Raw genomic sequence first — 22,957 nt, forward strand, 5'->3', positions numbered from 1 at the left:
CCTCGGCGGTTAAACGCTTTTGCGAATCGCGTTTCGGTTATTCCTCCCCGCGCCGCTTCCACACGCGGAGCAGGTTCGCGAAGTCGTCGCGCCAGATGGGGCCGTCTACTAGATCAACGGGATCCCACTGAATGAACGACTTCTTGGCGTGAGTTTTGTTGAAGTTGAGAACCGGTGCGAGGTCGCTTTCCGAGCGCGCCAGCAGCATCCACTGCGACTCGGTCTTGCCGTCTTCGGGCTCGCCGTCGAGGGGCACGTCGTGACAGTAGCGAGTGGCCAGCGACGGGCTGTGGTCGTCGGCTAATCGGCGGATGAGGGGCGGCAGGTTCAGGTGCGCGTTCGAGACGTGTAGGGCGATGATCCCGTTGGGCGCGAGTTTCGACATGTAAAGTGCGATGGCCTCGCGCGTGAGCAGGTGAACGGGGATCGCGTCGGAACAGAATCCATCAAGGATAATGACGTCGAACGCGCCGTCCGGGGCACGGTTCAGGTGCCGGCGGGCGTCGCCGAGGATCACGTCGCACGACCCGCGGCAATCCGACAGGAACCGGAAGTATTGCTTGTCGTTAGCGATGCGCACGACCGCCGGGTCGATTTCATAGAAGGTCCACTTCTGACCGGGTTGCGCATACGACGCCACGGCTCCCGTCCCCAATCCCACCACCGCGACGTTATTCACCCGCTCCCGGGGCAGCGCGTCGAACAGGTTACCGACCGGTCCCTTTTGGTGGTAGTACGTCATCGGGCGCGGCTGGCCGGGTTCGTCCGCGCGCTGCTGCCCGTGAAGTGTGGTGCCGTGAATCAACTTGATGAACTTTCCGTCCCGCGTCACGCGGATCACGCCGAAGAAGTTCCGCTCTTTATGGAGTGTCTCGCCGAACAGTCCCGTGTCGAAGGCGCCCGCGAGCAGAATTGCCGCGAGCGCGAGGGAGTAGCGGGCCGGTTTGCGGATCAGCGCGAACGCGGCGACGCCCGGAATCCCGAACATCAGCCCCCCGCGGAGCAGGCGCTGGGCGACGGCGTCGGGCGCGCTCTGTTCCACGGGCATCTTCAAGAACTGCTGCACCGTGAGCACCAACCCGACCGAAAGGCCGAGCAGCACCAGCACGAGCACGACGTCGGGGACACGCAGCTTCCCTTCCTGCTCGTCGTCGTGCGGACGGATGGCCCCGGCCAGCACGAGGGCCAGCGGGTACTCCACCATCCCGAGTGACGAAAACAGGAGCGGCGCGATCAGGGCGTTAAACAGCCCGCCGAGGACGCCCCCGAACGAGAGCCAGAAATAGAACGCGGTCAGGTACTCGGCGGGCGGGCGGTCCTTGGCCAGTTCGCCGTGGCACACGAGGCAGACGCCGAAGAACGCCGCCATGTGTAGCAGCACGACCAGGGCCAGTGGTTCGGCCGCGTTCAGCAAGAGCGTGAGCACGACGAACAGGAGCAGCATCGGTGTCACCCGACCGACGACGCGGTGTACGCCGTCCGGCCACCGGGCGAACACCAGAATGAAGCTCATGAGGTACAGTGCCAGTGGCGCCACCCACAAGAGCGGGACCGGCGCGAGGTCGGTCGAAATGTGCGTGGTCACCCCGAGCAACAAACTCGACGGCAGCGTGGCGAGAACGACCCAGCGCCCGATCCTTCGGGCCGAAACGGGAAACACGGACGTGGGGGGGGCAAGTTCCGACCCCAGAGCCTCCGGCACGTCCCCTTTTGGTTCCGCGCTCGGGGCCGGGCGCTCCCCGTTCCTGATGACGGTGAGCGCGCACGCCACTACCAGCGCCACGTACCCGAGCACGCCGCCCGCGAACACCCACTGCTGGTCCTGGAGCGTGAGCCGCGGTTCGATCAAGAGCGGGTACGCGAGGAGCCCGAGTAGGCTGCCGGCGTTACTCGCCGCGTAGAGGAAATAGGGGTCTTTGGCGGCCGGGTGGCCGGTCGTGGCGAACCACCGTTGGAGCAGTGGGGACGTGGTGGACAGCACAAAGAACGGCACGCCGATGGAAATCCAGACGACAACGCCGAGTCGCGCGACCATCAGGAGCAACGAGTCCTGGTCGTCCGGTAGCATGGAGGGGACGACCGCGACCGGCGAACCCGTGTACGCGATCGCCGCCTTGAACGACACGATGACCGCCGCGAGCAACAACAGGTGAAACACGGCCTGCCGGCGGACGCCGAACTTCCCGGTGCTGCGGTGCGCGTAGAGATAACCGCCGAGGAGCACGATTTGGAAGAACACCATACAGGTGTTCCACACCCCGGGCGTACCCCCGACGAGCGGTAAGAGCAGCTTGCCGACGAGTGGTTGCACGAGGAACAGCAGGGCTGCGCCTACGAACAGAGTCGTCGCGTATAGAACGGCGAGCAATCGCGACCTCCGCGAAGGGCGGTGGACCCTCGGAGCGGTGGCGGGCAGACCCGACCGGCGGCACCGGTGTTAACAGGATGCGGACGCAACCGTGCGGGGGCAAGAGGGGAGTTGCCGTAACTCGAAAACAGCAACACCCGTGCCGCGTGTCCGGCACCAATATGACAGAAAAATGAGTGCGGCGCGACTTTTGTAGCGACCGAGCCGTTGGAGCCTTACGAATGGCGCGGCGTGAGCCCGCCGGTTGTATTTGAATCTGCTCTTGGCGCGACATCCTTAAATATCACGCCGCCAAATTGAGCATGCGTTCCGCCACCGCATGTAATTCTTGCTCGGTCGCTCCAGGGCGTAGAACGGCCCGGATTTCATTTCCCAGCAGCTCTCGCCGCTTGTCCGCGTGCCCCGGCCACTGCGAACCATCGTCCCACGGGCTTCCGGACCGGTGAAATCGATGATGCGCGAGCGCCGCGCCCCGATCACGAGCGCGTGCTTCACGGCGCCCGTCCGAATGAACTGTGCCCCGACCGACAGCGCATAACGAAAGCCCGAGCACGCGGCCGAAACGTTGAGTCGTCGCGAAACCACAGAATAAGCGGCGAAACATACAGATATTCTTAATTTAAATGCAACAAATATCGGACGGATCACCAGACGGAAGGCGCGCCCCAGTTGGTACCAATCGGCGCGCGCGGTATCATCAGGTTCACCGTTCTCGGAGTGATAAACGTGAGTGACGCGAAGTCGGCCCGCACGACCGAACCGTGGTACGCCGACGGTCTGGCGTTCGAGTGTACGCAGTGCGGCGACTGCTGCACCGGGGCGCCCGGGTTCGTGTGGGTCACCGACGAAGAACTCGAGGCCCTCGCCGCGTTCCTGGGTCAACCGCTCGACGAGGTGCGCGACCTGCACACCCGCAAGGCGCGGGGCCGCCGGACGATCCGCGAAAAGGCCAACGGTGACTGCGTGTTCTTCGATCACAAGAAGGGCTGCACTGTGTACCGCGTGCGCCCGGGGCAGTGCCGCACGTGGCCGTTCTGGGACAGCAACGTGGAAACGCCCGAGGACTGGAAACGCACCTGCGAAGTGTGCCCCGGCTCCGGGCGCGGGGAGGTGATCCCGGTCGAGGAGATTTCCCGGCGGCTGAAGGTCATCAAGATGTGAGAGATCGTCTGGCAACTGGCTGGAGGTTCCAACCAGTTGCGAGCGGCCGCACACGCGACCCTATTTCTTGGAGATCGTGATCTCGATCACCGAGTCCGCGGCCACCGTGTAACTGAGGCCGGACGTCGCGACGTCTTCGTACTTCTTCGGCACCGGTGTGTAGGTGCCGTCGCGCCCGCCCACGGTAACCGTCTTACCGTCCTTCGACGCCGGGCGAGCGAACCGGGCGTAGTTCGCGGTGCGCACGGCGGCTTTTACCTTGCCCAGTGGAGAAGATGGCATCCGGTATGTACCGTCCGGGGCGATCTCCCCGCGTGCGCTTGCCTTGCCGTCCTCGGATTCAAAGTACACTTCACCCATCGTCAATTTCTCGCCATCGAGAAGGACCGAACCGGTGACGACGGTTTCTTTCGTTTCCGACTTCGACGAGCACCCGAGTGCGATTAGTGCGACCGTTGCAACACAGAGAAATAATGAGGCAGTCCGACGCATTCGTATATCCGCTTGCGGAGTGGAGAGGGTGGGAAAACGCGCGGCCCCGGGCTACAAGGCGCCGGGACCGCGCGCCAGTGGGCTTACCAGTTCGTCAGCACGCTGCCGTCGCGCGGCAGGACGGCCTGGCTCCAGGTGAGCTGCGTGACGCTCGACGAGACCCCGCGCACGCTCCCGTCGCCGAGCCCGACCATAATCACGCCCGAGGACATGCCGTGAGCGCGGTAGTTGTCGCAGTTCGCGTTCGTCGGGGCGAACTGCGGGACCGGGAACTGGCGCTGATCGACCGGCACGCCCGTGCTAACCGGGATACGGGCGAAGGTCGGCCAGTACCGGTCGTCGGCGGGGTGCCCCCACGCGGTGCCGAACGTGTTCGAGTTGTTCGGCGTTCCGGCCGGACCGCACGCCTTTCGCTTCTCGGCGACGAAAATGGTGTTCGAGGTACCGTCGGAGATGCTCGTCAGCGTGCTCTTGCCGGCCGTGTTCTGCCAGTCCCACGGGTCGTTGGCGTTCTGGCCCGGGCGCCCGAACACCTGGAAGTTACAGGCGTAGCTGCACAGGGCCACGTCCACACCGCCCGCGCTCTTCGCCGGATCCCACATCCAGTCCGCGTTAAACCCGCGGGCGAAAATGCCGTCTCCGCCGCTCGGGTCGTTCGGGGCCGTCAGGATCTTGATCGGGAAGCTCATCGCCGCCTTGCCGGTGTTGCCGACCTGACCCAAACCGGAGCCGCCCCAGTTCGAGATGCCCGCGGAGATCGCGCCCTGTTCGTAGTACGGGAGCAGGGAGAAGTAGAACGTCGCGTCGCTGCTGGAGTAGGTGAAGTTGGTCGGGTTGCTCCACCAGAACGACACGACCGGCGGTAGGTAGTTCGTGGTGTCGTGCCCGTTGTGGCACGCGAGGAGCGTTTGCTTGATGTTGTTCTGGCTCTGCGCCCGGGCCGCGGCCTCGCGGACCTTCTGGACGGCGGGGAGGAGGAGTCCAATGAGGATCGCGATGATCGCAATTACCACCAACAATTCAATGAGTGTGAACCCGCGCGAGCGGGTAGCACGAGAGAGGGAGAGAGGCATGACAGACTCCGAACGAAAAATGAGAGAGACACCCAAAATGGGGCGAACATGAAACAAACGGGGAATTCATCATGAACGAAGTATAAATTTCCGTCAAGGATTTTCGTGAAATCGGCGCCGGCGTTTTAAGAAGCGGCCCGCGAATTGGACCTCTCATTGTGTATTTACACTCATAAATGAGCTTGCGCATTACCTGTGGCGCCTTCACGAGAGACAAAGGTCGACATTCCCGCTCCAGATTTTGACCCACGACTGGGACCGTGCTGATGACTGACGAGGTGCGAAAAGACGTGCTCGCGGTGTACGCGGACGCGGACGCGGCCATTGCGGAGGCCCGCCCGCGGTGCGATGCGTCCGGGCGCTGCTGCCGGTTCACCGAGTACGGGCACACCCTCTTTATCAGCGCGTTTGAAGCCGAGATTCTGCTCGAGCGCGCCCCGTTCTACGAGCAACCCGTTTCGCGCGACGGGTGCCCGTTCCAAATCGAAGGGCTCTGCACCGCGCGCGACTCGCGCCCGCTCGGGTGCCGGATCTATTTCTGTGACCCGGGCTACGAAGCGCGCATGTCGGAAATCACGGAAGACGCGCTCGCGAAACTGAAGCGGATCGCTGACGTACACGGCACGGGCTGGCACTACGCGCCCCTCCACCACTTCCTGAACGCCCCCCGTGAAGCGGGGCCAAACGATCGGGCAGGCGATAGCATGACACCGCCCGTGACACGGGTGCCGCTGCCCGTCGTCAATCACTCCGGGGGCTGATGCCGCCCGGCTCGCCAGGAGGTTCGCATGTCCCGCTTCCTCGCTGCTTTTGCGCTCGCGCTCGTGCCCGCGCTCCCACTGAGCGCGGGCGACTGGCCGCAGTTTCTCGGGCCGAATCGCGACAACAGCACGCCCGAACCGGTCGCGCCGTGGGAAGGTACCCTCAAGCCCGTGTGGGTGAAGCCGGTCGGCGAGGCGCACAGCTCGCCCGTCGTCGCCGGCGGGGTCGTGTACGCCTTCTACCAACCGAAGGACAAGAACGCCGACGCGCTGGCCGCGTTCGACGCGAAGACCGGTGACCTGAAGTGGGAAAAGAGCTACGACCGACCGGAGTTCAAGCCGCTGTTCGGCAACGGGCCGCGCGGCACCCCCTCCGTCAGCGGCGGTAAGATCTTCACCTACGGCGGGACCGGTGTTCTCGCGTCCTGGGACGCCAAAACCGGCGAAGTCGACTGGAAAGTGGACGCGCTCAAGGAGTTCGGCGCGAAGAATCTGTTCTTCGGTACCTCCGCGTCACCGCTGGTGACCGGGGACAAAGTGGTCGCTCTCGTCGGCGGAAAAGGCGCCGGGATCGTGGCGCTCGAAGCGAAGACCGGCAAGACCGCGTGGAAGGCCACCGACGACCCGGCGAGCTACGCCTCCCCGACCGTCATCAACGAGCAGATCGTCGCGCTGACCGGGTCGCACGTCCGCGGCGTGGGATTGGACGGCAAGCCGCTCTGGGAAGTCCCGTTCAAGGACAAACTGAACGAGTCGTCCACCACCCCGCTCTCCGCCGGCGGGCTGATCTTCGCCAGCTCCGTCACGGCGGGGAGCATCACGGTGAAGGTGACCGACAACAAGGCCGCGAAAGCGTGGGAGAACAAGGCGCTCACCTGCTACTTCTCGACCCCCGTTGTGGTCGGCGATTACCTTTACATGGTGAACGGCATGGCCTCGCTGACGAACGCGAGCATCACCCTGCGGTGCGTCGATCTCAAGACGGGCAAGGTCGCGTGGGAGAAGAAGAACGTCGGCAAGTACCACGCGGCGATCCTGCGCTGCGGCCCCGCGGGGAAGGAAACGCTCCTCATGCTCGACGACAACGGGTTCCTGTCGCTGTTCGAGGCGAACCCGAAGGAGTTCAAGGAGCTCGCGCGCTCGAAGGTGTGCGGCACCACGTGGGCGCACCCGGCCCTCGTCGATGGTAAGCTCTACCTTCGCGACGAGAAGGAACTGTTCTGCTTCGACCTGAGCGAGAAGAAGTGACCTCGGAGTGCGGGCCTGCGTGTTGCTTCGGCGCGCACTCCAAGTGCCATACCCCGCACCCCTACGTCCCAGGTGCCCCGTGGTTTACGGCCTGATACTCGCGGCGGCTCTGGTGCTGGTCGGCTCGGCCACAGTGATCCGCCAGCGCAAGGCACTCCGTGCGCTGGCGGACGAGCCCTTCCTCCCGGACGAAGACCGCGCGTACCGGCGCGGTCAGGCCCGGCGCCGGGCGGCCACGTCCGGGTTGCTCGTTCTCCTCGGCGTACTGATCGCGAACTACTACCTGTCCGGTATGGACGCGCGAATGGACGCGATCCCGGACCAGAACAAGGTCGGCGCCGAACCTGATGCCAATCCCGAGCCGCGTTCGGATTCGGACCGCCAGTTCACGAGGCTGGTCGGTTTCTACTGGATCGGCGTAATGGGGCTGGTGTTCGTTGCCGTGTGCCTCGCGGTGGTCGACTTCTGGGCCACGCGGAAATACTGGATGGCGCGTTACAAAGAGCTGAAGGCCGACCACGATGTGAAGTTGCAGCGCGACCTAGCCGTGTACCGGCAGCAGAAGCTAAACGCACGTGCCCCCGGGCTGAAGCCCCCCTCCGTGGCCGACGATACCGCGATCGACGAACCGCCGGTGTGATCCGCAGTTCTTCCAATCACAAAAAATGAAAAAGGGTGAGCCGAAGCCCACCCCGTCCGAAACCTGCCAACCGTTCCGCGAACTTACGCGGGCGGGGCGGCCGGCGCGGGCGCCGGTTCCGGGGTCGTCACGGGCGCGGGGGCCGGCGCGACCGGCTTCTTGGCGGCGGGCTTCTTCTTGGTAACTTTGCTCGCGGCGGTCGCGGTCTTCTTGGGGGCGGCCTTCACCGCGGCTTTCGGCGCGGCTTTGGGGGCCGCCTTCTTCACTGCGGGTTTCGGTGCGGCCTTCGCGGGCGCGGCCTTCTTCACCGCCGCCTTCGGCGCGGCCTTCTTCACTGCGGGTTTCGGTGCGGCCTTCGCGGGCGCGGCCTTCTTCACCGCCGCCTTCGGCGCGGGTTTCTTAGCGGGTGCGGGTTTCTTAGCGGGTGCCTTTGCCACGATGCGGACTCCTTGAACTTGGGGGGGAATGGGGCGGTTCGACCGTGCCCGGAATCAAACCGGTGTCGCACTCATCGACCGCGACGAGATCGGCGGGCAGCGAATCAAGCCGAGTTGCGGGACATCTTGTACATACCCGCCGCGCCAACCGGCGCCGCCACACTCTCTGTGTTAACTCTGGCACACGACGCGAACCGCGCAACTGGCGCAGGCGCGGAATTTCACCCAACTGCTGAACACGGCCGGTATGTTCGGCCGATCTAGTCCAAGTTCACCCAAAAACGGGTGCATTCGGGGTCGAGCGGCACGCCGAGTCACGGATTTGGGACTCGATCACCCGGAGCCGAAACTTCCGCGGACGAGGTTGTCATGGGCTGGAAGTCGATCGCGTGGACGGGGTTGCTCGTCCCGGCGCTCGCCGGGTGCGGCGCGCTCCGTCACGCCGCACCCGGCGTATCGGACGATAACGTACCGAGCCGAACCCGGCTCGGGATCGAGCGCGACCAGCGCCGCGACGCCCGCGCCGCGTGGCAGGCGGTGGGCGCGCGGCACACGGACCGCGCCTTCAGTACCGAGTTCCGGGACGGGTTCCTGGACGGCTACGCGGCCTACCTCGATCGCGGTGAGGCCGCCCAACCGCCGGCCGTGTCACCGGCCAGTTTCGTGCAGAACAAGACCTCTAGTTCTTCCGAAGACGGCGGACTGATCCGCGACTACTACATCGGCTTCCAGTACGGCGGCGAGGTCGCGGGCGCGAACGTCCGCCGACCGGCGCCGATCACCCTACCGACCGAACCGGTCCGCCCGGCTCCGATTACCCCGACCGTTCCCTACGTGCCGCCGGCCTGGTCGAACCCGAACTCGAAGCCAACACCGGCCCCGCTGCCGCACTCGGGGCCGAGCGCCCCCGGGACCAATACGGGCAAGTTCGACACGATCGATTCCTGGTCCCCGGAAGGTTCGGGCAAGCCGGTTCCGCCGCTCCCGAAACCGGAGCTACCGGTCATCAAGCCGTTTACCCCGACCCTGCCGGGCGACACGAAGCTCGCGCCGCTGCCCGTGCCCCCCGCACCGGATCGACTGCCGTTGCCCGTGCCGCCCTCTTCACGACCGGACCCGCTGCCCGTGCCCGCGCCGCCGGGCACGCTGGTGCCACCCGCGCCGACTCCGAACGTACCTCTCCCGCCGCCGGGTGCGTCCGCGCCCTCTTTTCTGGGTGAGGTGCCCGTGATCCCGTTCCAGTTCGCGCCCGTGCCGGTCCCCCCAGTGGTCGTCCTGAGCCCGCAGAAGTAGAGGGGGCGCCGAACCGCGATATCGGCACGCCCGTTGCTCTCTATCGGTCGAAAAGTGCGTTAGATACCGCCCCGCATCGGGTACACTTCCGTGTTGTGGGACGGAAACTCGCCACCGAAGGAGACGAACATGAGCGCCAACACCGCCACCAAGAAGGCCGAAGCGGGCACGAGCTTTCCCACGCGAAACGACCTCGCCGCCGAAACCCGGACGAAGGCGATTTCGCTGCTAAACCAGCACCTCGCGGACACGTTCGACCTGATGTCGCAAACCAAGTTCGCCCACTGGAACGTGAAGGGGCCGAACTTCATCGCGCTGCACAAACTGTTCGATGAACTCGCGGAAGGCTTGGAAGAACACATTGATGAGATTGCGGAGCGCACGACCGCTCTGGGAGGGGTCGCGACGGGTACCGCGCGCCAAGCCGCGGCATCGAGCCGCGTGCCCGAGTTCCCGTCCGGCACACACAAGGGGTTGGACGTCGTCACCGCGCTGGCCGAACGGTTCGCGGCGCTGGGCAAAACGACCCGCGAAGCCATCGACACCGCGGACGAACTGGGCGACAAGAACACGGCCGACCTGTTTACGCAGGTGTCACGCGACCTCGACCAGTCGCTGTACTTCCTCGAAGCTCACTTGCAGGGGTAGGGGGAAAAGCAAAATCCGCCGCGGATAAACGCAGATAACACGGATCAAGACCGAAGGCAGATTGGTCTTCGGTCTTTTCAGTTTTGATCTGTGCTAATCTGTGTTCATCCGCGGCGAATTTTCTCTTCGCGACTCACACCAATCGCCAGACCGCACCCACAACTCCGACCAATAGCACCAGCCCGAAACATCCCTTGTTGATGACCTTCGGTGGAGCGGCTAGCGCCCGCAGTTCGGCTTCGGCTTCGTCACAGGCGCGGATGTAGCCGTCGCGGTCGTCGATGTGCTTGTAGTCCGATTCGTGGACGATTTTATTCCGCACGGTGGCGACGAACCGGATCTTCCTCACCAGGGGTTGAGGGAGCCGGTTCTGCGCGCTGGTCACTTTCTCGTGTAGCCCCTTACCGGTCGCGTGGAAGGCTTGCTCCAGAAGTGCTTCCAGTGCCTTGGTCCGCGTGATGGCCAGTTCGATGTCACTCATGGGCTATTTCTTACCCAAAAGGAGATCAACGACCCAGCACCCGCGCACGTGAATCTGGTCGGCGTCGCGACAGTGGTTCAGAATGTTGACGTTGTCGCAGCCCGCGTCCTGAAGCGCGTCTGCCAAAATCGGCATCACGCTGAAATCACGCGAGTCGTACATCTGCTTCGCCAAAGCGAGAACTGTCGATGTGCTCCAAGTTCGTTTGATACTCGCTAACCAAACTACATTTTCAAATACGTCGCGCAGAAACGTGATTTGTGTATCAGCGATCGGGTTCGAGCCTGGATCACCGGAGGCAACAGAGGCAACTTCGGCGGCCGCACCACCCATCCACCTGACACGTGCCCCGGGATTTTCTTGGTGGGCCAGGGCTGAAGCGAGTTCCAGTGCAGCACGTGTGAGGTCGTCCAGCGGCGGTCGGGGGAGACATTCAGGAGGAGGCCCGTACTCTCTGAGCGCTTCCCTAATCGACCCACTCGTCGATAAGAAACGGGTCTTTAACCACTCAGTCCCTTCTGCTGCCTCCGTTGCAAGTTCCACGGTTCGCCGAAGGAGTTCATTGTCGCGGAGGGGTAAAACATGCCGAGCGCAGGCGATGTCGTATAGGAAAATCTTGCGATCAGTAACGATCGGACAGCCATCAAGGATAAGACTTTGAAAGCTGAGCTGGATGCTGTAGAAGTCTCGTGCTCCAATACACCTCATCCAATCCGCTTCGGCGAACCAGCAACGTATCGTTTGTTGCTGGTCTCCAATGAGTTGAGCTGAAACGCGCGGTTTCCGCTTCTTCGCCATATCCGCCCCCGGCTCGGAAAATGCCTTCAGGTCGGACAGTCGCTCACCGCTTGCAGCTCACGCCTTCGGAGCGAGGTTCGCGTTGAAGAACACCATCTTCCACGGGCGGACGGTCCACTTCAGGAACACCCCCGCGGCGTGGAACGGGTCGGCCTTCATCAGCGCCTCGACCCCTTCCGGTGAATCGGCCTCGTAGATGATGAGCGCGCCGTATCCGTCTTCCGTCGGGCCGGACGCGAAGAGCTGGTTCTTCTCGATGAGGCTCGTCAGGTACGCCCGGTGTGCGGGGCGGTGCGATTCGACGAGCGCCTTGTCCTGGCTGTATTCGATCAGGGCTGCGTATTTCACCAGTTGTTCTCCGTGGCACCAACTTGTTCAGGGGCGGCGTTCACTCGCTCCGCGGGGAAGTACACCCGGCTCAGCACCGCATGGGCACTGAAAAACGCCGCGCTGAACGCGACGTCGCCGACAAACGTGCCCCGGTAGAACGGAATCGCCGAAACGTAGCAATCAATGAGTCCGGCGAGCGAATGCTCGTATTGGGGTAGCGCTTTTTCCAACCAGCTCACGAAGTTGCTGGCGAAAAAGAACAGCAACCCGGACCCGAGTGCCACAGTCATGATGCGGCTGATCGACTCGGACCGCTGGAGGAACGCCCAGCCCATCACCACATACCCGGTGAAGTACACCCACGAGAGGGGGTACGGCTGCCACCAAGCCGCGGTGAAATAGAGGCACACGTCCTTCAGCGCGATGGCCAGGGCGGTCACCCCGACGCCGGGCCAGAAGCCCAGGCGCCCCGCGGTGAACAGAGCGAGTGCCCCGATCACCGAGGCGTTCCACATGCTGTATTCCGTGGGCAACTGAGCGAACGTCAGCGTGAGCAGCGCGGTGAGTGCCAGTCCCACCCCGGCGAGCGCGAGCGTCATCGGTTTGTAGTAGGGCGAAGCGGGTCGGGGCGTTGGCGCGGCCATGTGCGTTCTCCGATACGATTGTCGGCTTCAATGTAGGTACGGCGCGGTTCGGCCGCAAGTCGGGTACAATGGTCCCGCGCCGCGAACCGCCCGCGGTCATGGTCATTGAGGGAGGCTCAATTCATGAAGTCCGATGACGACGACTTCCGAATCGGCGTGCCGGGCTTGGGGCGTGCGGCAATTGCACCGACCCTCGCGTCGCCGCCGGTGGTTCGCCAAGAAACAGACGAAGCGGCCCCGGAATTGCGCCCGGGCGAAACCGAACTCGGCCGCCCGCCGCAAGTTCCATCCGACCTCGCACCGCTTTCTACGCACGATCTCGCCGCGCTGAAATTGCTCGACGACGAACAGGCCGCGCGCGACATTGCAGAGGCCGAGTTGCTCCTCGCCTCCGACCCGACCGGTCTCGGGTGGCTGGGCTGGTTCGGGTCGCCGCTCGCGTTCGCGTTCATGCTCGGGATGACCGGCGTGATCGGGATCTTCCTGTTCAACCAGACCGCGTCGCTGCTCCAGACGCTCGCGGCTCAACCAGAGTGGGCACAGTACGTCGGCTATACCGGCCTCGGGCTCTTCGGCGCGTGCGTGCTGTACTCGTTCATTCGGCTCATGGTGCTGTACGTTCGGCTCCGCGAGAACCGACAATTGCGCGTGAAGGGCATCAAAGAGTTATCGAACCGCACGCGACTCCGGTGGCTCGCCGCGGCCAAGTCCACGGAAGCACGAAACCAGATCGAGACCTATCTCCGAACGTACCCGATCGATACCGAGAAGGACCGCCGGGCGCTCGCGAAGCTCGGCATCACGGACGAAGCGATAGCTCGACTGAAGTCGGTGCGCACGGAACTGCTCGATCACGATCGGTTCGCGTCCACGGAGCAATGGTTCGCTCGGTTCCGCGATGCCTTTCAGAGCGTGATCGACGAAGCCGCGGACGGGCGCACGAAATACTGGGCGAGCCGCATCTGGGTAGTAACGGCCGTGGCCCCGAACACGGTCGTCGATTCGGGCGCAACCCTGTTCTACACGTTCTCGATGCTCTCGGATCTATGCCAGCTTTACAACCTGCGTGCCGGGCGCGCGGGCACCGCGGTGCTGATGGGGCGCACGTTCTTCAATGCGTATCTGGCGGGCCAGGGGACCGAGTGGGAGAAACTCGCGGAAGACCAGTACGACCAACTGTTCAACGAAGCGATGAACGCGGTCGGCGTGGGCGTGAGTGCAAACGTGGTCGGGAAGATCGTGGGCAAGGTCGGCGCGAAGGTGACGACGGGTTACCTGAACCGCGTGCTACTCATCCGCCTCGGCCGCTACGCAACGCGACTCCTGCGCCCAGTGACAAAGGATTAGGTGAGGGAAAGAAGGAATGCGCCGCGGATCGCGCAGATAACGCGGATCAGACGAGAAGGCAGGAATAAAGGCAGATTGGCCACAAAAAGGCACAAAAGGCACAAAAAAGAGATCAGAAGGCAGAGGGCAGAGATCAAGAATAGAACGCAGAAGACAGTACGGTCGAAAGCATTGATTGAGACTCGATCGGGGCTCGAAATCATTCTCGTGTCTGATCCGCGTAATCTGCGTGATCCGCGGTTCTGCCTTCTTGCTTGAACGCTGCTCTCTGTCCTCTGCCTCCTGATCTCTTTTTTGTGCCCTTTGTGCCTTTTGTGGCCAATCCGCCTTCTGTCTTGATCTGCGTTACCTGTGTTTATCCGTGGCGCGTTCTCTACCTCACGCCTTCGGCGGTTCGATACCGAAGTCGCGGATGGTGAACAGCGGGCGGAAGTCGTACTTCGCGAGCGCCTCCCGCGCGCCCTGAAGCCGGTCGCAGATGCACACCACGCGAGCGACCGTCGCGCCCTTCGCTTCGACCGCCTCGATCGCCTGAACCACGCTCCCGCCGGTGGTCAGTACGTCGTCAATCACGACCACCTTGTCGCCCGCATTGACCTGCCCTTCGAGCTGCTCCTTTCCGCCGTGCTCCTTCACCTTCTTGCGGACGAAGAAACCCTCCAAATGCCGCCCGTTGCGGTGGAACGCCGTCAGCGCCGCCGCCGCCATCGGGATCGCGCCGACTTCCAGCCCGCCGATGGCCTGGAAATCGAGATCGCGCGTTGCGTCGAACAGGAGGTCGCCTAAGAGCGTGATCGCTTCCGCGTGGAAGAGCACCTTCTTCGAGTTCACGTAGTAGGTGCTCTTCTTCCCGGACGCGAGCGTGAAATCGCCGAACTGGAGGGCGCGTTCGCGGAACAGTTCCTTGAGTCGATCGCGGGCTGACATGCGTGCCTCAAAATAATGGGATCACTTACACCGGCAGTTTGTCAATCTTCGCGGCCACGATGAAGTCGTTCGCGGACAGCCCGCCGATGGCGTGCGTGCTGAGTTCGATCGCGACGTTCTTGTACCCGGTCAGGTGTAGGTCCGGGTGGTGCTCTTCCTCTTCGGCCAGCACCGCGACCTTCTGCAAGAACGCCATCGCGGTCACGAAGTCTTTGAATTTATACTTGCGGCGGATCGATTTTCCGTCCTCGGTGAGTTTCCACTCCGGTACGGCGGTGAGGTGCTCGGTGATTTGATCTTTGGTAAAGGCCGGGGTATCGCCCTCGCACGCGGTACACTTCTTGGCGGTCAACTCGGCGGCGGATACGCTCATTGGTGTTCCCTCCCGAAATTGGGGCGAGGCCGGTTCTATCTTACGCAAGAACCGTTCCGCGCCCCCTTCCCCGAGTGCCAACATGATTCGCGCGCTGCCCGCACTCGCCCTGTTGCTCACACTTACTGCCCCCGCGCCCGCCCAGAAGATCGTCGTGACAGGCGGCAAACTGGACGACACGAACGTGGTCGTTACCGCGAAGCTCCCGGCCGGAGCCACCGCACCGAACGCGGTCACGCTGCCGGACGGATTGCACACCGCGGCCCAGGTTACCGACGACGGCAAGGCGCTCGTGTTCGTGCTGCCGAAGCTCAAGGCCGGTGAAACGATCGAAGTCACCCCGACGACGCTGAACTACGTGAAAGCTCCCCCGCAGTTCAAGTTCTCCGAGGAGAAGGACGGCACGACACTACTCGCGTTCGACGGGCGGAAGGTGCTCCAGTATTTCAATTTGCCACACGACCCGAAGGACCACTACTACACGTTCAAGCCGTTCCACAACGTCTACGACCCGGCGACGGGCGGGACGATGCTCACCAACACGTCCGCGAAGACCGACAAGGACGGCCAGTTCCCGCACCACCGCGGGCTGTTCTTCGGCTTCAACAAGGTCACCTACGGCGACAAGCAGTCCGCCGACATCTGGCACGGCACGAACAACGTGTTCTCCCAACACGACAAGATGCTCGCGACCGAAGCGGGCGAAGTGTTCGGTCGGCACCGGTCCGCGATCTCGTGGCACGGCAAGGACGGGGCCGGGATCGCTAACGAGGAACGGGACGTAACCGTCTACGCGACCACCGGCGGCACGCTCATCGACTGGAGCACGGTGCTTTCCACGAAGCTCGATAAGGTCAAGCTCGACGGCGACCCGCAGCACGCGGGGTTCCACTTCCGCGCGAACCAAGAGGTTGCCAAGAACGGCAAGGAGAACACCTACTATCTGCGGCCGGACGGTCAGGGGAAGGTCGGTGAAACGCGGAACTGGGAGCCCAAGAGCAAGGACGAAAAAACGATTAACCTGCCGTGGAACGCTTGCAGCTTCGTGACAGGCGGGAAGCGCTACACGGTCGTCCGCATCAATCACCCGGACAATCCAAAAGAGACCCGTGGAAGCGAGCGCGACTACGGCCGGTTCGGGGACTACTTCGAGTACGAACTGACGCCCACGAAGCCGCTCAAGCTGAAGTACCGCGTGTGGGTGCAAGAGGGCGAAATGACAGTGGCCGGTTGCAAGTCACTGGCCGATGCGTTCGTGAACCCGCCCGAGACGAAAACCACCAAGTAAGCACCCTTCGGCGCTGATTCTGGCTACTCGTGCTGTCGCGTGCGGGGCGCTTGTGCGACCACACGCGACACCAACGGTTCATTTCCACTTCCGCGAAGCGAAGCCGGATGAAACTCGCGCCCCTCGGTGACCAAGCGGTGTTGGTGCACCACGCGGACGAACCGACCGCGGTCGAGTTCGCGAACCGCGTGCGCGCGGCGAACCCGGCGTGGTTGTTCGATGTGGTGCCGGCCTACGCCAGCGTCGGCGTCTTCTTCGACGCGGACCGAACCGGCACAACGGACGTCATCGCATGGTTGGAAGCACTGGTTCGTGCCGAGCCCACACCTTCCGATCAGTCCCCGGCGCTCGCGCCCCGGCACTTCGCGATTCCCGTCTGCTACGAGATGCAGCTCGATTTAGCGCGCGTGTCCGAGCACACCGGGCTGCCTCCGGACGAGGTCATCCGGCTACACACCGCGACCACCTACACCGTGTACGCGATCGGGTTCGTGCCAGGGTTCCCGTACCTAGGGTACTTGCCGCAAGAATTGTGTGGCGTGGGGCGCTTGCCGAGTCCGCGTGTGCGTGTGGAACCCAGAAGCGTGGGTCTGACGGCCCGACAGACGGGCATTTACCCGCTCGCGCGCCCGGGGGGGTGGAACCTCATCGGGCGCACGCCACTCACGATCGTGGACGTCGCGAGCGGTTTCTTCCCGCTCCGCGTAGGCGACGCGGTGCGGTTCGAGCGAATTGATGAACAGCGGTATCGCGAACTGGAAGGCGAGCGGCTTTCGACAGAGACGAAATGAGCACGGGCGCCGGGAGCCATTTATGCTCCCGGCGCCCGTGCTCATTTCCCACCGATTAGTAATCTCGGCGGCTCAGGCGCCAGCACGACAGCGCCAACATCAGCACGATGAAGGCCAGCGATACTCCGAAAGTGCCGCCCCACGAAGGGTAGTCGATCAAATCGAGCGCCCGCATGCGCAGCTCGGCCGGCGTGAGCGTACCTTCCGAGAGCACCTTGGTCGTGAGTTTGTCCAAATCCTTGTAGCGCGGCAGGATGTTGTTCAGCGTATCGACGAGCGTGAACGACCACTCCGGAAGCTCGTTCTTGGTTTTCTCGTCGGTTTTGATCGCATCGAAGACGGATTTCACTTGTCCGACGACGTACAAGAAGAACGCGAACCCGACCGAGAGCAGTATGGAAACGATCGCGCTGCGCGTGAACACGGCGGCGAACGTGGACACGGCGTACAGGATGGCGAACGTGAACGTCAGCACGGGGATGACGACCAGGAACTTCGGATCCCACACCCCGCTCCGTAGCGCGAGAACGAGCCACACGCCGCCGACCGTGAACGTCGTAACCAGGAACATGAACGTCAGCCCGCCAATGTACTTGTAGACGAGCAACTGGCTGCGCCCGATGGGTTTGGAAATCAGCAGGTCGATGCTCCCCTTGCGGAGCATGTTCGGGATGAAGAACGCGGTAATGACGATGCTGATGAGCAGCGCGAGTACCGCACCGAGGCCGTTCACCAGCCGGTCCTGAATCCAGAACAGTGTCGAGCCCAGGTTGAACGGGACGGGCAGAGTCCAGGCCCCGAAGAACAGGCTGACCTTGTGCGGCCACCCGCGAACGGCGCTGCCCCCGGTGGTGGTGACGTCGAACTCGTACCGCGGCTCCTCCACCCCGGCCATCACGCGCGTAACAGTCGCGCTCATGCCCGCGTGGATCGCGAACTGGTTCTTGATGAAGTCACATAGCAAATCGTCGGGAACCGCGCGCTGGTCCGCAATCGAGGTGCTCCCGGGTTGGGCCAACTGGATCTTCTGCCCCTTTGCCTCCACGTCCTTTACGCGCTCCGCGGGCCGGCTCCACAGGAGAACGGTTTCGCGGAACGAGTCGCCCGCGGGCTTGTCGGACTTGCCACCGGCCATCTCCACCGGATCGTCCTTCACCCCCTTGCGCTGCGCGCTGACGGCCACGCGCAACTTGTACCCGCCCGCGGCCGGTTGAACGTCGGCGGCGCTGAAGGAGTTCTCGAACGACGGGGTGATCGCCCGGCTGAGCCCCTTGTCCGGGAACACCAGGGGGAACTGCTTGACGATCTGATCGAGCGCCTCTTTGGGCGGCTCCGGGGTGAAGGAGATGCTCCCCAAAAGGGCGATGACCAGGGCGGACATCACGAGCATCGCGTAAATGACGAACCCGTCCACCGCTTCGCGGAACGAGTCCTTCAGGATGGCGATAAATTGCAACACGGCTCAGTCCCTCCCCCCGACCGGGCGGGCGGCCCCGCGCCGCGGTTTGCGATCGACACCGGGTTCGGCCCCTTCCACGGTCGTCATGAACACGTCTTCGAGCGACTGCTTCTTCTCGACGACGTGCGTCGGAGTCAGCCCGCGCTCGAACAATTGCTTCATTACCGGCTCGATCGTCTGCCCGCCGGACAGCGTGACCTCGAACAGCCCCGGCTGGTCCGCGAGCGGGCGCACGGCGAACCCGAACTTGATGACCGCGTCCACCGGGAACGTCTGCCCGGGCATCAGCCCGATGACGAACGTGCCCTTCGTCTGGGTCAGTTCCGCGATCGTTCCCTCGCGGACCAGTTTCCCCTGTTGCAGGATCGCGACGCGGTCGCACACCAGTTCCACTTCGCCGAGGAGGTGCGAATTCAAGAAAATGGTGTGCCCGCGCGCCTTGAGCTGCGCCATGACCTCGCGGATCTCGCGCCGGCCCATCGGGTCCACGCCGTCGGTCGGCTCGTCGAGAACGATCAGGTCCGGCTCGTGCATCATCGCGCAAGCGATACCGAGCCGCTGTTTCATGCCCTTCGAATACGCCTTGATCTTGGAGTGCATCCGCCCCGCGATCCCGACCAGTTCGAGTGTCTCGGGGATGCGCTTCTTCCGCTCCGAAGCCGCCATCCCGTAGAGGCTGCCGTAGAAGTCCATCAGCGAATAGCCGGTGTGGTACCCGGGGAACGCATGGTCCTCGGGCAGGTACCCGACCCGCCGGCGCGCCGACGCGGCGCCGGCCGGTGCGCCGAGCAGCGACGCCTCACCGTCGGTGAGCCGCACGATGCCGAGCAGGATCTTGATGAGTGTGGTCTTGCCGGCACCGTTCTGGCCCAGCAGACCGTAGATCTGACCCTTCTCGACGCGGAGCGAAACACCCTTGAGGGCTTCGAGCCGGCCGTAAGACTTGCGAAGCTCCACCGTCTCGATCACCGACACGGGCGCCTCCGGGGCTGGGGTCGTTGGGAACCTGTTAGAATCGGATTCGCTGTCTCGCAGAAGATATTGACAATTACCTGTGGGAGCAATGGATTGGGTAGATACGAATCGCCCCGTCGTTCCAATCGGAGTAACTGGCCATGTCCAAACTGACCGTTGAAGGAGTCGGATCGTTCGAGGTGCCCGCCGACAAGCGCCTCGTACTCGCGCTCGTGGACGAAGCCGGCGTCGATCAGTTGCACGCCTGCGGCGGGAGGGCCGCATGTACGACGTGCCGGGTCGAATTCGTGGCCGGCGAACCGGACCAGATGACGGAGGCCGAAAAGACGGTCCTGGCCGCGAAGGGACTGACCGGCGTGCGACTGAGTTGCCAGATCGCGTGTACCGCGGACATGACCGTGCGGTGCGTGAGCCGGTTCGCGGGCAGCGGCCGGAAGAACTCCGGTGCGCGCCCGGCGGACGCCATCGAGCCACCGCCGGTGTGGGTCGCGAAATGAAATAAGGGCGACGCTCCCTAATAGTGCCCGGGTTTGAAACCCCGGGCTATTCCCGGTGACCCCATTCGGGGTCCAAAAACCACAAGCCGGGGTGCGTTTGCGGCCCCAACGGGGCCACCGGGAATAGCCCGGGGTTTCAAACCCAGGTACCCGAGCGCGTGTCCATAGAGTTGCCTTTATGTCCCCGAATGGGGCACCGGAAATAGCCCGGGTGTTTCAAACCCGGATACCGACGCCTCATCCCGCGCAATCGCTCCCATCATCACCTTCGCACCACCCCGTCGGCACAGTTTACCAACTCGCGTTTGTCGCTTTTACAACTGCCCTGGATTCGTTAAAGCCCCGCGGTTATACGCGCTATATGGGTGCGAATGTCTTTGTGGGGAGGCGACCGTGGCGGACGACGCGACCGAGTTGGTGGTCGAGACTCAACACCTGACGAAGATCTACCAAAACCGGCAGATCGCGCTGAACGACGTGTCCCTCTCCATCGAGCCGGGGTGCGTCCTCGGTCTGCTCGGTCCCAACGGAGCGGGCAAGACGACGTTCCTGCGTCTGATCCTCGGACTACACCGCCCGACGGCGGGGTGGGCGAAGGTGTTCAAGCAGACCATGTCGCCGAACGCGGCCGACTTGCGGCGCCGGATCGGGTACATCCCCACGAACCCGCAGTTCCCTAAAGGGATGACGCCGATCGTCTACCTGGACTACATCGCGCGCCTCTTCGGGCTGCCCGCGGACGTGCGGAAGCCCCGGCTCGCCACGCTCATTCGCGCGGTGGACCTGCTGCCGCACTCCGGCGATTCCATCGCGCACTTCACGCCGGGGATGACGGCCCGGCTCGCGGTCGCGGCCAGCCTCATCAACGAGCCCGATCTCCTGATCTGGGACGAACCGACGCACGGCCTCGATATCGAGGCACGCCGGTCGATGCTGGAACTCATCAAGTCGCTCGCGGCGGAAAAAACACTCATCATCAGCAGCCACAACTTGAGTGACGTCGACGAGGTGTGTAATCACGCCTGCGTTCTGAATAAAGGGCAGATGATCTTCCACGGGAGCCTGCAAGACCTCAAGGGACGCATCCGCAAGAACCACTACGAACTCGATCTGGACGGCGAACAGAAGGCGATCACGAAGAGCGTGCAGGTGATCCGCGCGATGAAGGACGTGACGCACGCGGTTCTGCGGCTCCGCCGATTGGAAGTGAAGCTCGGGGACGAAACGCCCAACGCCCTCGTTCTGGCCCAAATCTTCCAGACGCTCGCGGACCACAAGATCACGCTGATTACCGTGCGCAGTGTCGGGATGCAGACGGAGCAGGCTTATTTGGATCTGGTCGAGCGAGAAGAGAGTCGCGGGTTCGCGCGCTTGTACAAGGACGTAGAAGCGGCGTAGTTATTGGTCGTTGGCCCTCAGCCTTTGTCGTTTTCTCGTGAATCACTTTACCCCGTGTTCGACCGCATGACGAACGACGAAGGACTGGCGACCAATGTCGAAGGATAAAGGACGAAAGAAGATGGACGCGCCACCGCCGGTCGTCACGGTGCGGTTCAACAAGTTCTTACCGTACTGGGCCGTGTTCCAAACCGACCTGCGGCAAACCGCGCGCAGTTGGATCTACCGCCTTTGGGTGGTGACGATGGTACTCGCGGCGGCGGGGCTGTTGCTCTATCGCGTCGGGCTCCACAAAGAGGCCGGCATGTTCCAGAGTGCCGCGGCCCAAACCGGCGACCTGTTTCGCCTCATGATTTTGGGGAGCCTCGCGCTCGTGGTGGTGCTGGCGGTGTCGAGCGTCAGTTCCGAGCGCGGAACGGTGGCCGATTCGGTGCTGAGTCGCGGAATCAGCCGGTACCAGTATTTCCTGGCGAAGTGGCACGCGCGGTTAGTAGTCGTCACGGCGACGTTCGCGGTGCTCGCGCTCGGGGTGGTTCTGGCGAGCTACTTCCTCTTCAAAGACGACTCGCAAACCGACCTTTCGTTCGGTGGTTCGTGCGCCGCGGTGCTGGTCGTGTGTGCGATCCTCGCGGTGATCGTGTCGTGGGGCGTGACCATCGGGGCACTGGCGAACAGCACGATGCTGGGCATCACGGTGTTCTGGCTCGTGCTGTACGGTGCCGGGTTCCTGCTCACGCTGATGCCCGAACCGTGGCCCTCACCGGAGCGGCAACTGGCCCGCCTGAAGTTCGTCCTCCAGGGGCAGTACAACCCCGCGGCACTCACGCAACTACTCATAACGTCGTTCGTGCTATGCACAGCAGCGGCCACCGTGGGCTTGTTCGGGTTCAGCAAGCGCGACGTGTAAGGATCACTTCCGCGCATCGAGAGTGAAGAACATCTTCTGTTGGGCCGGCTTGCCCTTGTACATCACGCCGAGGTACAGGCCCGGTTCGACCTCCCGCACTTCGTCGCGCACGTCGGGCCAGAGCTTCGAGCGCGAGTAATCCAGGATCAGTGACGGTTGCCCGTCGAGCAGACTTTCGCCTTGGTACACGTCGGCCGGAATCGCCTTCGCGCCGCCGAAGACGCGGTTAATCATGGTGCCGTCGTTGCGGAAGATTTTCCCCTGCCACGCGAGGCGCGTGATACGAGAGTTCGGCACGGTGAGGCGCGAACCGGGTGACTTGATCGCCCGGCCGGGCACGAATCCGCTCGGCGCCGAAGCAGGAGGAGAGGCGAGGTACAGTGCCTCCAATTCACTCTTGGGCATCCGCACCAAATCGCTCATCTCGCGCCGCGGGGCGATTGCCGGGGCATCGCTAGCTGCAGCAGCCGGTACTGCGGCCAACACGCCCGCAAGTACCGCGAGACCCGCGAAGCCGGGGACGGCCGCCCGGCGAATGTTCCATGTCATTGCCATATCTCCGCGTTGACACATCCAGGTGTGTCAACGGGATCGGCACTTCTTGCGCGGCTTATCTAGTTT

Annotated in this window: 25 protein-coding genes and 1 pseudogene; 12 read left to right on the plus strand and 14 right to left on the minus strand. The window is 63.5% G+C overall.

What is annotated here, in order from left to right; all coding sequences use genetic code 11:
- Positions 1-37 precede the first annotated feature (37 nt).
- Both J8F10_RS22920 and J8F10_RS40930 read right to left on the minus strand, forming a co-directional pair.
- A complete protein-coding gene (locus J8F10_RS22920; protein WP_210657801.1) occupies positions 38-2,368 on the minus strand; it encodes a spermidine synthase in 2,331 nt (776 codons plus the stop codon).
- Between the two features lie 399 nt (positions 2,369-2,767).
- Positions 2,768-2,935, minus strand: a pseudogene (locus tag J8F10_RS40930) (3-oxoacyl-ACP synthase); the annotation flags it as partial.
- A gap of 159 nt (positions 2,936-3,094) precedes the next feature.
- Between J8F10_RS40930 and J8F10_RS22930 the strand changes: the two are divergent.
- Entirely contained in the window at positions 3,095-3,529 is a 435-nt protein-coding gene (locus tag J8F10_RS22930; RefSeq protein WP_210657803.1) for a YkgJ family cysteine cluster protein, read from the plus strand.
- 60 nt (positions 3,530-3,589) lie between these two features.
- Here J8F10_RS22930 and J8F10_RS22935 read toward each other — a convergent pair whose 3' ends face one another.
- A complete protein-coding gene (locus tag J8F10_RS22935; protein ID WP_210657806.1) occupies positions 3,590-4,021 on the minus strand; it encodes a hypothetical protein in 432 nt (143 codons plus the stop codon).
- An 83-nt stretch (positions 4,022-4,104) separates the two neighbouring features.
- A complete protein-coding gene (locus tag J8F10_RS22940; protein ID WP_210662085.1) occupies positions 4,105-5,094 on the minus strand; it encodes a DUF1559 family PulG-like putative transporter in 990 nt (329 codons plus the stop codon).
- Between the two features lie 266 nt (positions 5,095-5,360).
- On the opposite strand from J8F10_RS22940, the gene J8F10_RS22945 reads away from it, so the two are divergent.
- From J8F10_RS22945 to J8F10_RS22955, 3 genes are all read left to right on the plus strand, one after another.
- The gene (locus J8F10_RS22945; RefSeq protein WP_210657808.1) at positions 5,361-5,855 is read left to right on the plus strand and encodes a hypothetical protein; all 495 of its coding nucleotides are present in this window, start codon (positions 5,361-5,363) and stop codon (positions 5,853-5,855) included.
- 27 nt (positions 5,856-5,882) lie between these two features.
- A complete protein-coding gene (locus J8F10_RS22950) occupies positions 5,883-7,103 on the plus strand; it encodes a PQQ-binding-like beta-propeller repeat protein (protein ID WP_210657810.1) in 1,221 nt (406 codons plus the stop codon).
- A gap of 79 nt (positions 7,104-7,182) precedes the next feature.
- A complete protein-coding gene (locus tag J8F10_RS22955; protein ID WP_210657812.1) occupies positions 7,183-7,743 on the plus strand; it encodes a hypothetical protein in 561 nt (186 codons plus the stop codon).
- An 83-nt stretch (positions 7,744-7,826) separates the two neighbouring features.
- Here J8F10_RS22955 and J8F10_RS22960 read toward each other — a convergent pair whose 3' ends face one another.
- Positions 7,827-8,180 (minus strand): hypothetical protein, encoded by a 354-nt coding sequence (locus J8F10_RS22960; protein ID WP_210657814.1) that lies wholly within the window; start codon positions 8,178-8,180, stop codon positions 7,827-7,829.
- 369 nt (positions 8,181-8,549) lie between these two features.
- On the opposite strand from J8F10_RS22960, the gene J8F10_RS22965 reads away from it, so the two are divergent.
- Complete coding sequence (locus tag J8F10_RS22965) at positions 8,550-9,473, plus strand: hypothetical protein (protein WP_210657816.1); 924 nt, start codon at positions 8,550-8,552, stop codon at positions 9,471-9,473.
- Positions 9,474-9,602: 129 nt separating this feature from the next.
- Positions 9,603-10,121, plus strand: coding sequence for a DNA starvation/stationary phase protection protein Dps (dps, locus tag J8F10_RS22970; protein ID WP_210657818.1), 519 nt, complete (start codon positions 9,603-9,605; stop codon positions 10,119-10,121).
- Positions 10,122-10,254: 133 nt separating this feature from the next.
- Here dps and J8F10_RS22975 read toward each other — a convergent pair whose 3' ends face one another.
- Genes J8F10_RS22975 through J8F10_RS22990 form a run of 4 tightly spaced genes read right to left on the minus strand, consistent with a single transcriptional unit; the run spans position 10,255 to position 12,374 of the window.
- Positions 10,255-10,602 carry a hypothetical protein gene (locus tag J8F10_RS22975; protein WP_210657820.1) on the minus strand — a complete coding sequence of 116 codons (348 nt, stop codon included), beginning with the start codon at positions 10,600-10,602 and terminating at the stop codon, positions 10,255-10,257.
- Positions 10,603-10,605: 3 nt separating this feature from the next.
- Positions 10,606-11,400 (minus strand): hypothetical protein, encoded by a 795-nt coding sequence (locus J8F10_RS39210; RefSeq protein ID WP_246523524.1) that lies wholly within the window; start codon positions 11,398-11,400, stop codon positions 10,606-10,608.
- Between the two features lie 57 nt (positions 11,401-11,457).
- Entirely contained in the window at positions 11,458-11,748 is a 291-nt protein-coding gene (locus J8F10_RS22985) for a YciI family protein (protein WP_210657822.1), read from the minus strand.
- Complete coding sequence (locus J8F10_RS22990) at positions 11,745-12,374, minus strand: DUF6580 family putative transport protein (RefSeq protein ID WP_210657824.1); 630 nt, start codon at positions 12,372-12,374, stop codon at positions 11,745-11,747. Before J8F10_RS22990 ends, J8F10_RS22985 begins: the two co-directional genes overlap by 4 nt.
- A gap of 123 nt (positions 12,375-12,497) precedes the next feature.
- Here J8F10_RS22990 and J8F10_RS22995 point away from each other — a divergent pair, with 123 nt between their 5' ends.
- Entirely contained in the window at positions 12,498-13,721 is a 1,224-nt protein-coding gene (locus J8F10_RS22995) for a DUF697 domain-containing protein (RefSeq protein WP_210657826.1), read from the plus strand.
- A 378-nt stretch (positions 13,722-14,099) separates the two neighbouring features.
- On the opposite strand, the gene pyrE is transcribed toward J8F10_RS22995, so the two are convergent.
- Together pyrE and J8F10_RS23005 are read right to left on the minus strand one after the other, a co-directional pair.
- Complete coding sequence (pyrE, locus tag J8F10_RS23000) at positions 14,100-14,648, minus strand: orotate phosphoribosyltransferase (RefSeq protein ID WP_210657828.1); 549 nt, start codon at positions 14,646-14,648, stop codon at positions 14,100-14,102.
- Positions 14,649-14,673: 25 nt separating this feature from the next.
- Positions 14,674-15,021, minus strand: coding sequence for a 4a-hydroxytetrahydrobiopterin dehydratase (locus J8F10_RS23005; protein WP_210657830.1), 348 nt, complete (start codon positions 15,019-15,021; stop codon positions 14,674-14,676).
- 82 nt (positions 15,022-15,103) lie between these two features.
- Between J8F10_RS23005 and J8F10_RS23010 the strand changes: the two genes are divergently transcribed.
- Both J8F10_RS23010 and J8F10_RS23015 read left to right on the plus strand, forming a co-directional pair.
- Positions 15,104-16,309 (plus strand): DUF6807 family protein, encoded by a 1,206-nt coding sequence (locus tag J8F10_RS23010; protein ID WP_210657832.1) that lies wholly within the window; start codon positions 15,104-15,106, stop codon positions 16,307-16,309.
- A 107-nt stretch (positions 16,310-16,416) separates the two neighbouring features.
- On the plus strand, positions 16,417-17,100 hold the full coding sequence (locus J8F10_RS23015; protein WP_210657834.1) for a 5-oxoprolinase subunit B family protein: 684 nt from the start codon (positions 16,417-16,419) through the stop codon (positions 17,098-17,100).
- 55 nt (positions 17,101-17,155) lie between these two features.
- Here J8F10_RS23015 and J8F10_RS23020 read toward each other — a convergent pair whose 3' ends face one another.
- On the minus strand, positions 17,156-18,559 hold the full coding sequence (locus tag J8F10_RS23020; RefSeq protein ID WP_210657836.1) for an ABC transporter permease: 1,404 nt from the start codon (positions 18,557-18,559) through the stop codon (positions 17,156-17,158).
- Between the two features lie 3 nt (positions 18,560-18,562).
- On the minus strand, positions 18,563-19,534 hold the full coding sequence (locus J8F10_RS23025; RefSeq protein ID WP_210657838.1) for an ABC transporter ATP-binding protein: 972 nt from the start codon (positions 19,532-19,534) through the stop codon (positions 18,563-18,565).
- Positions 19,535-19,674: 140 nt separating this feature from the next.
- Here J8F10_RS23025 and J8F10_RS23030 point away from each other — a divergent pair, with 140 nt between their 5' ends.
- The 3 genes from J8F10_RS23030 (at position 19,675) to J8F10_RS23040 (ending at position 22,336) form a co-directional block, all read left to right on the plus strand.
- A complete protein-coding gene (locus J8F10_RS23030; protein WP_210657840.1) occupies positions 19,675-20,031 on the plus strand; it encodes a 2Fe-2S iron-sulfur cluster-binding protein in 357 nt (118 codons plus the stop codon).
- A 393-nt stretch (positions 20,032-20,424) separates the two neighbouring features.
- Positions 20,425-21,429: an ABC transporter ATP-binding protein gene (locus tag J8F10_RS23035; RefSeq protein WP_052561085.1), complete on the plus strand. Its 1,005-nt coding sequence runs from the start codon at positions 20,425-20,427 to the stop codon at positions 21,427-21,429.
- Between the two features lie 94 nt (positions 21,430-21,523).
- Positions 21,524-22,336 (plus strand): ABC transporter permease, encoded by an 813-nt coding sequence (locus J8F10_RS23040; protein WP_210657842.1) that lies wholly within the window; start codon positions 21,524-21,526, stop codon positions 22,334-22,336.
- A gap of 3 nt (positions 22,337-22,339) precedes the next feature.
- Here the strand turns inward: J8F10_RS23040 and J8F10_RS23045 are convergent, their stop codons facing one another.
- Positions 22,340-22,885 (minus strand): hypothetical protein, encoded by a 546-nt coding sequence (locus tag J8F10_RS23045; RefSeq protein WP_210657844.1) that lies wholly within the window; start codon positions 22,883-22,885, stop codon positions 22,340-22,342.
- Between the last annotated feature and the right edge of the window lie 72 nt (positions 22,886-22,957).

Source organism: Gemmata palustris (assembly GCF_017939745.1).
In the GTDB taxonomy this organism is placed as follows: Bacteria; Planctomycetota; Planctomycetia; order Gemmatales; family Gemmataceae; genus Gemmata; species Gemmata palustris.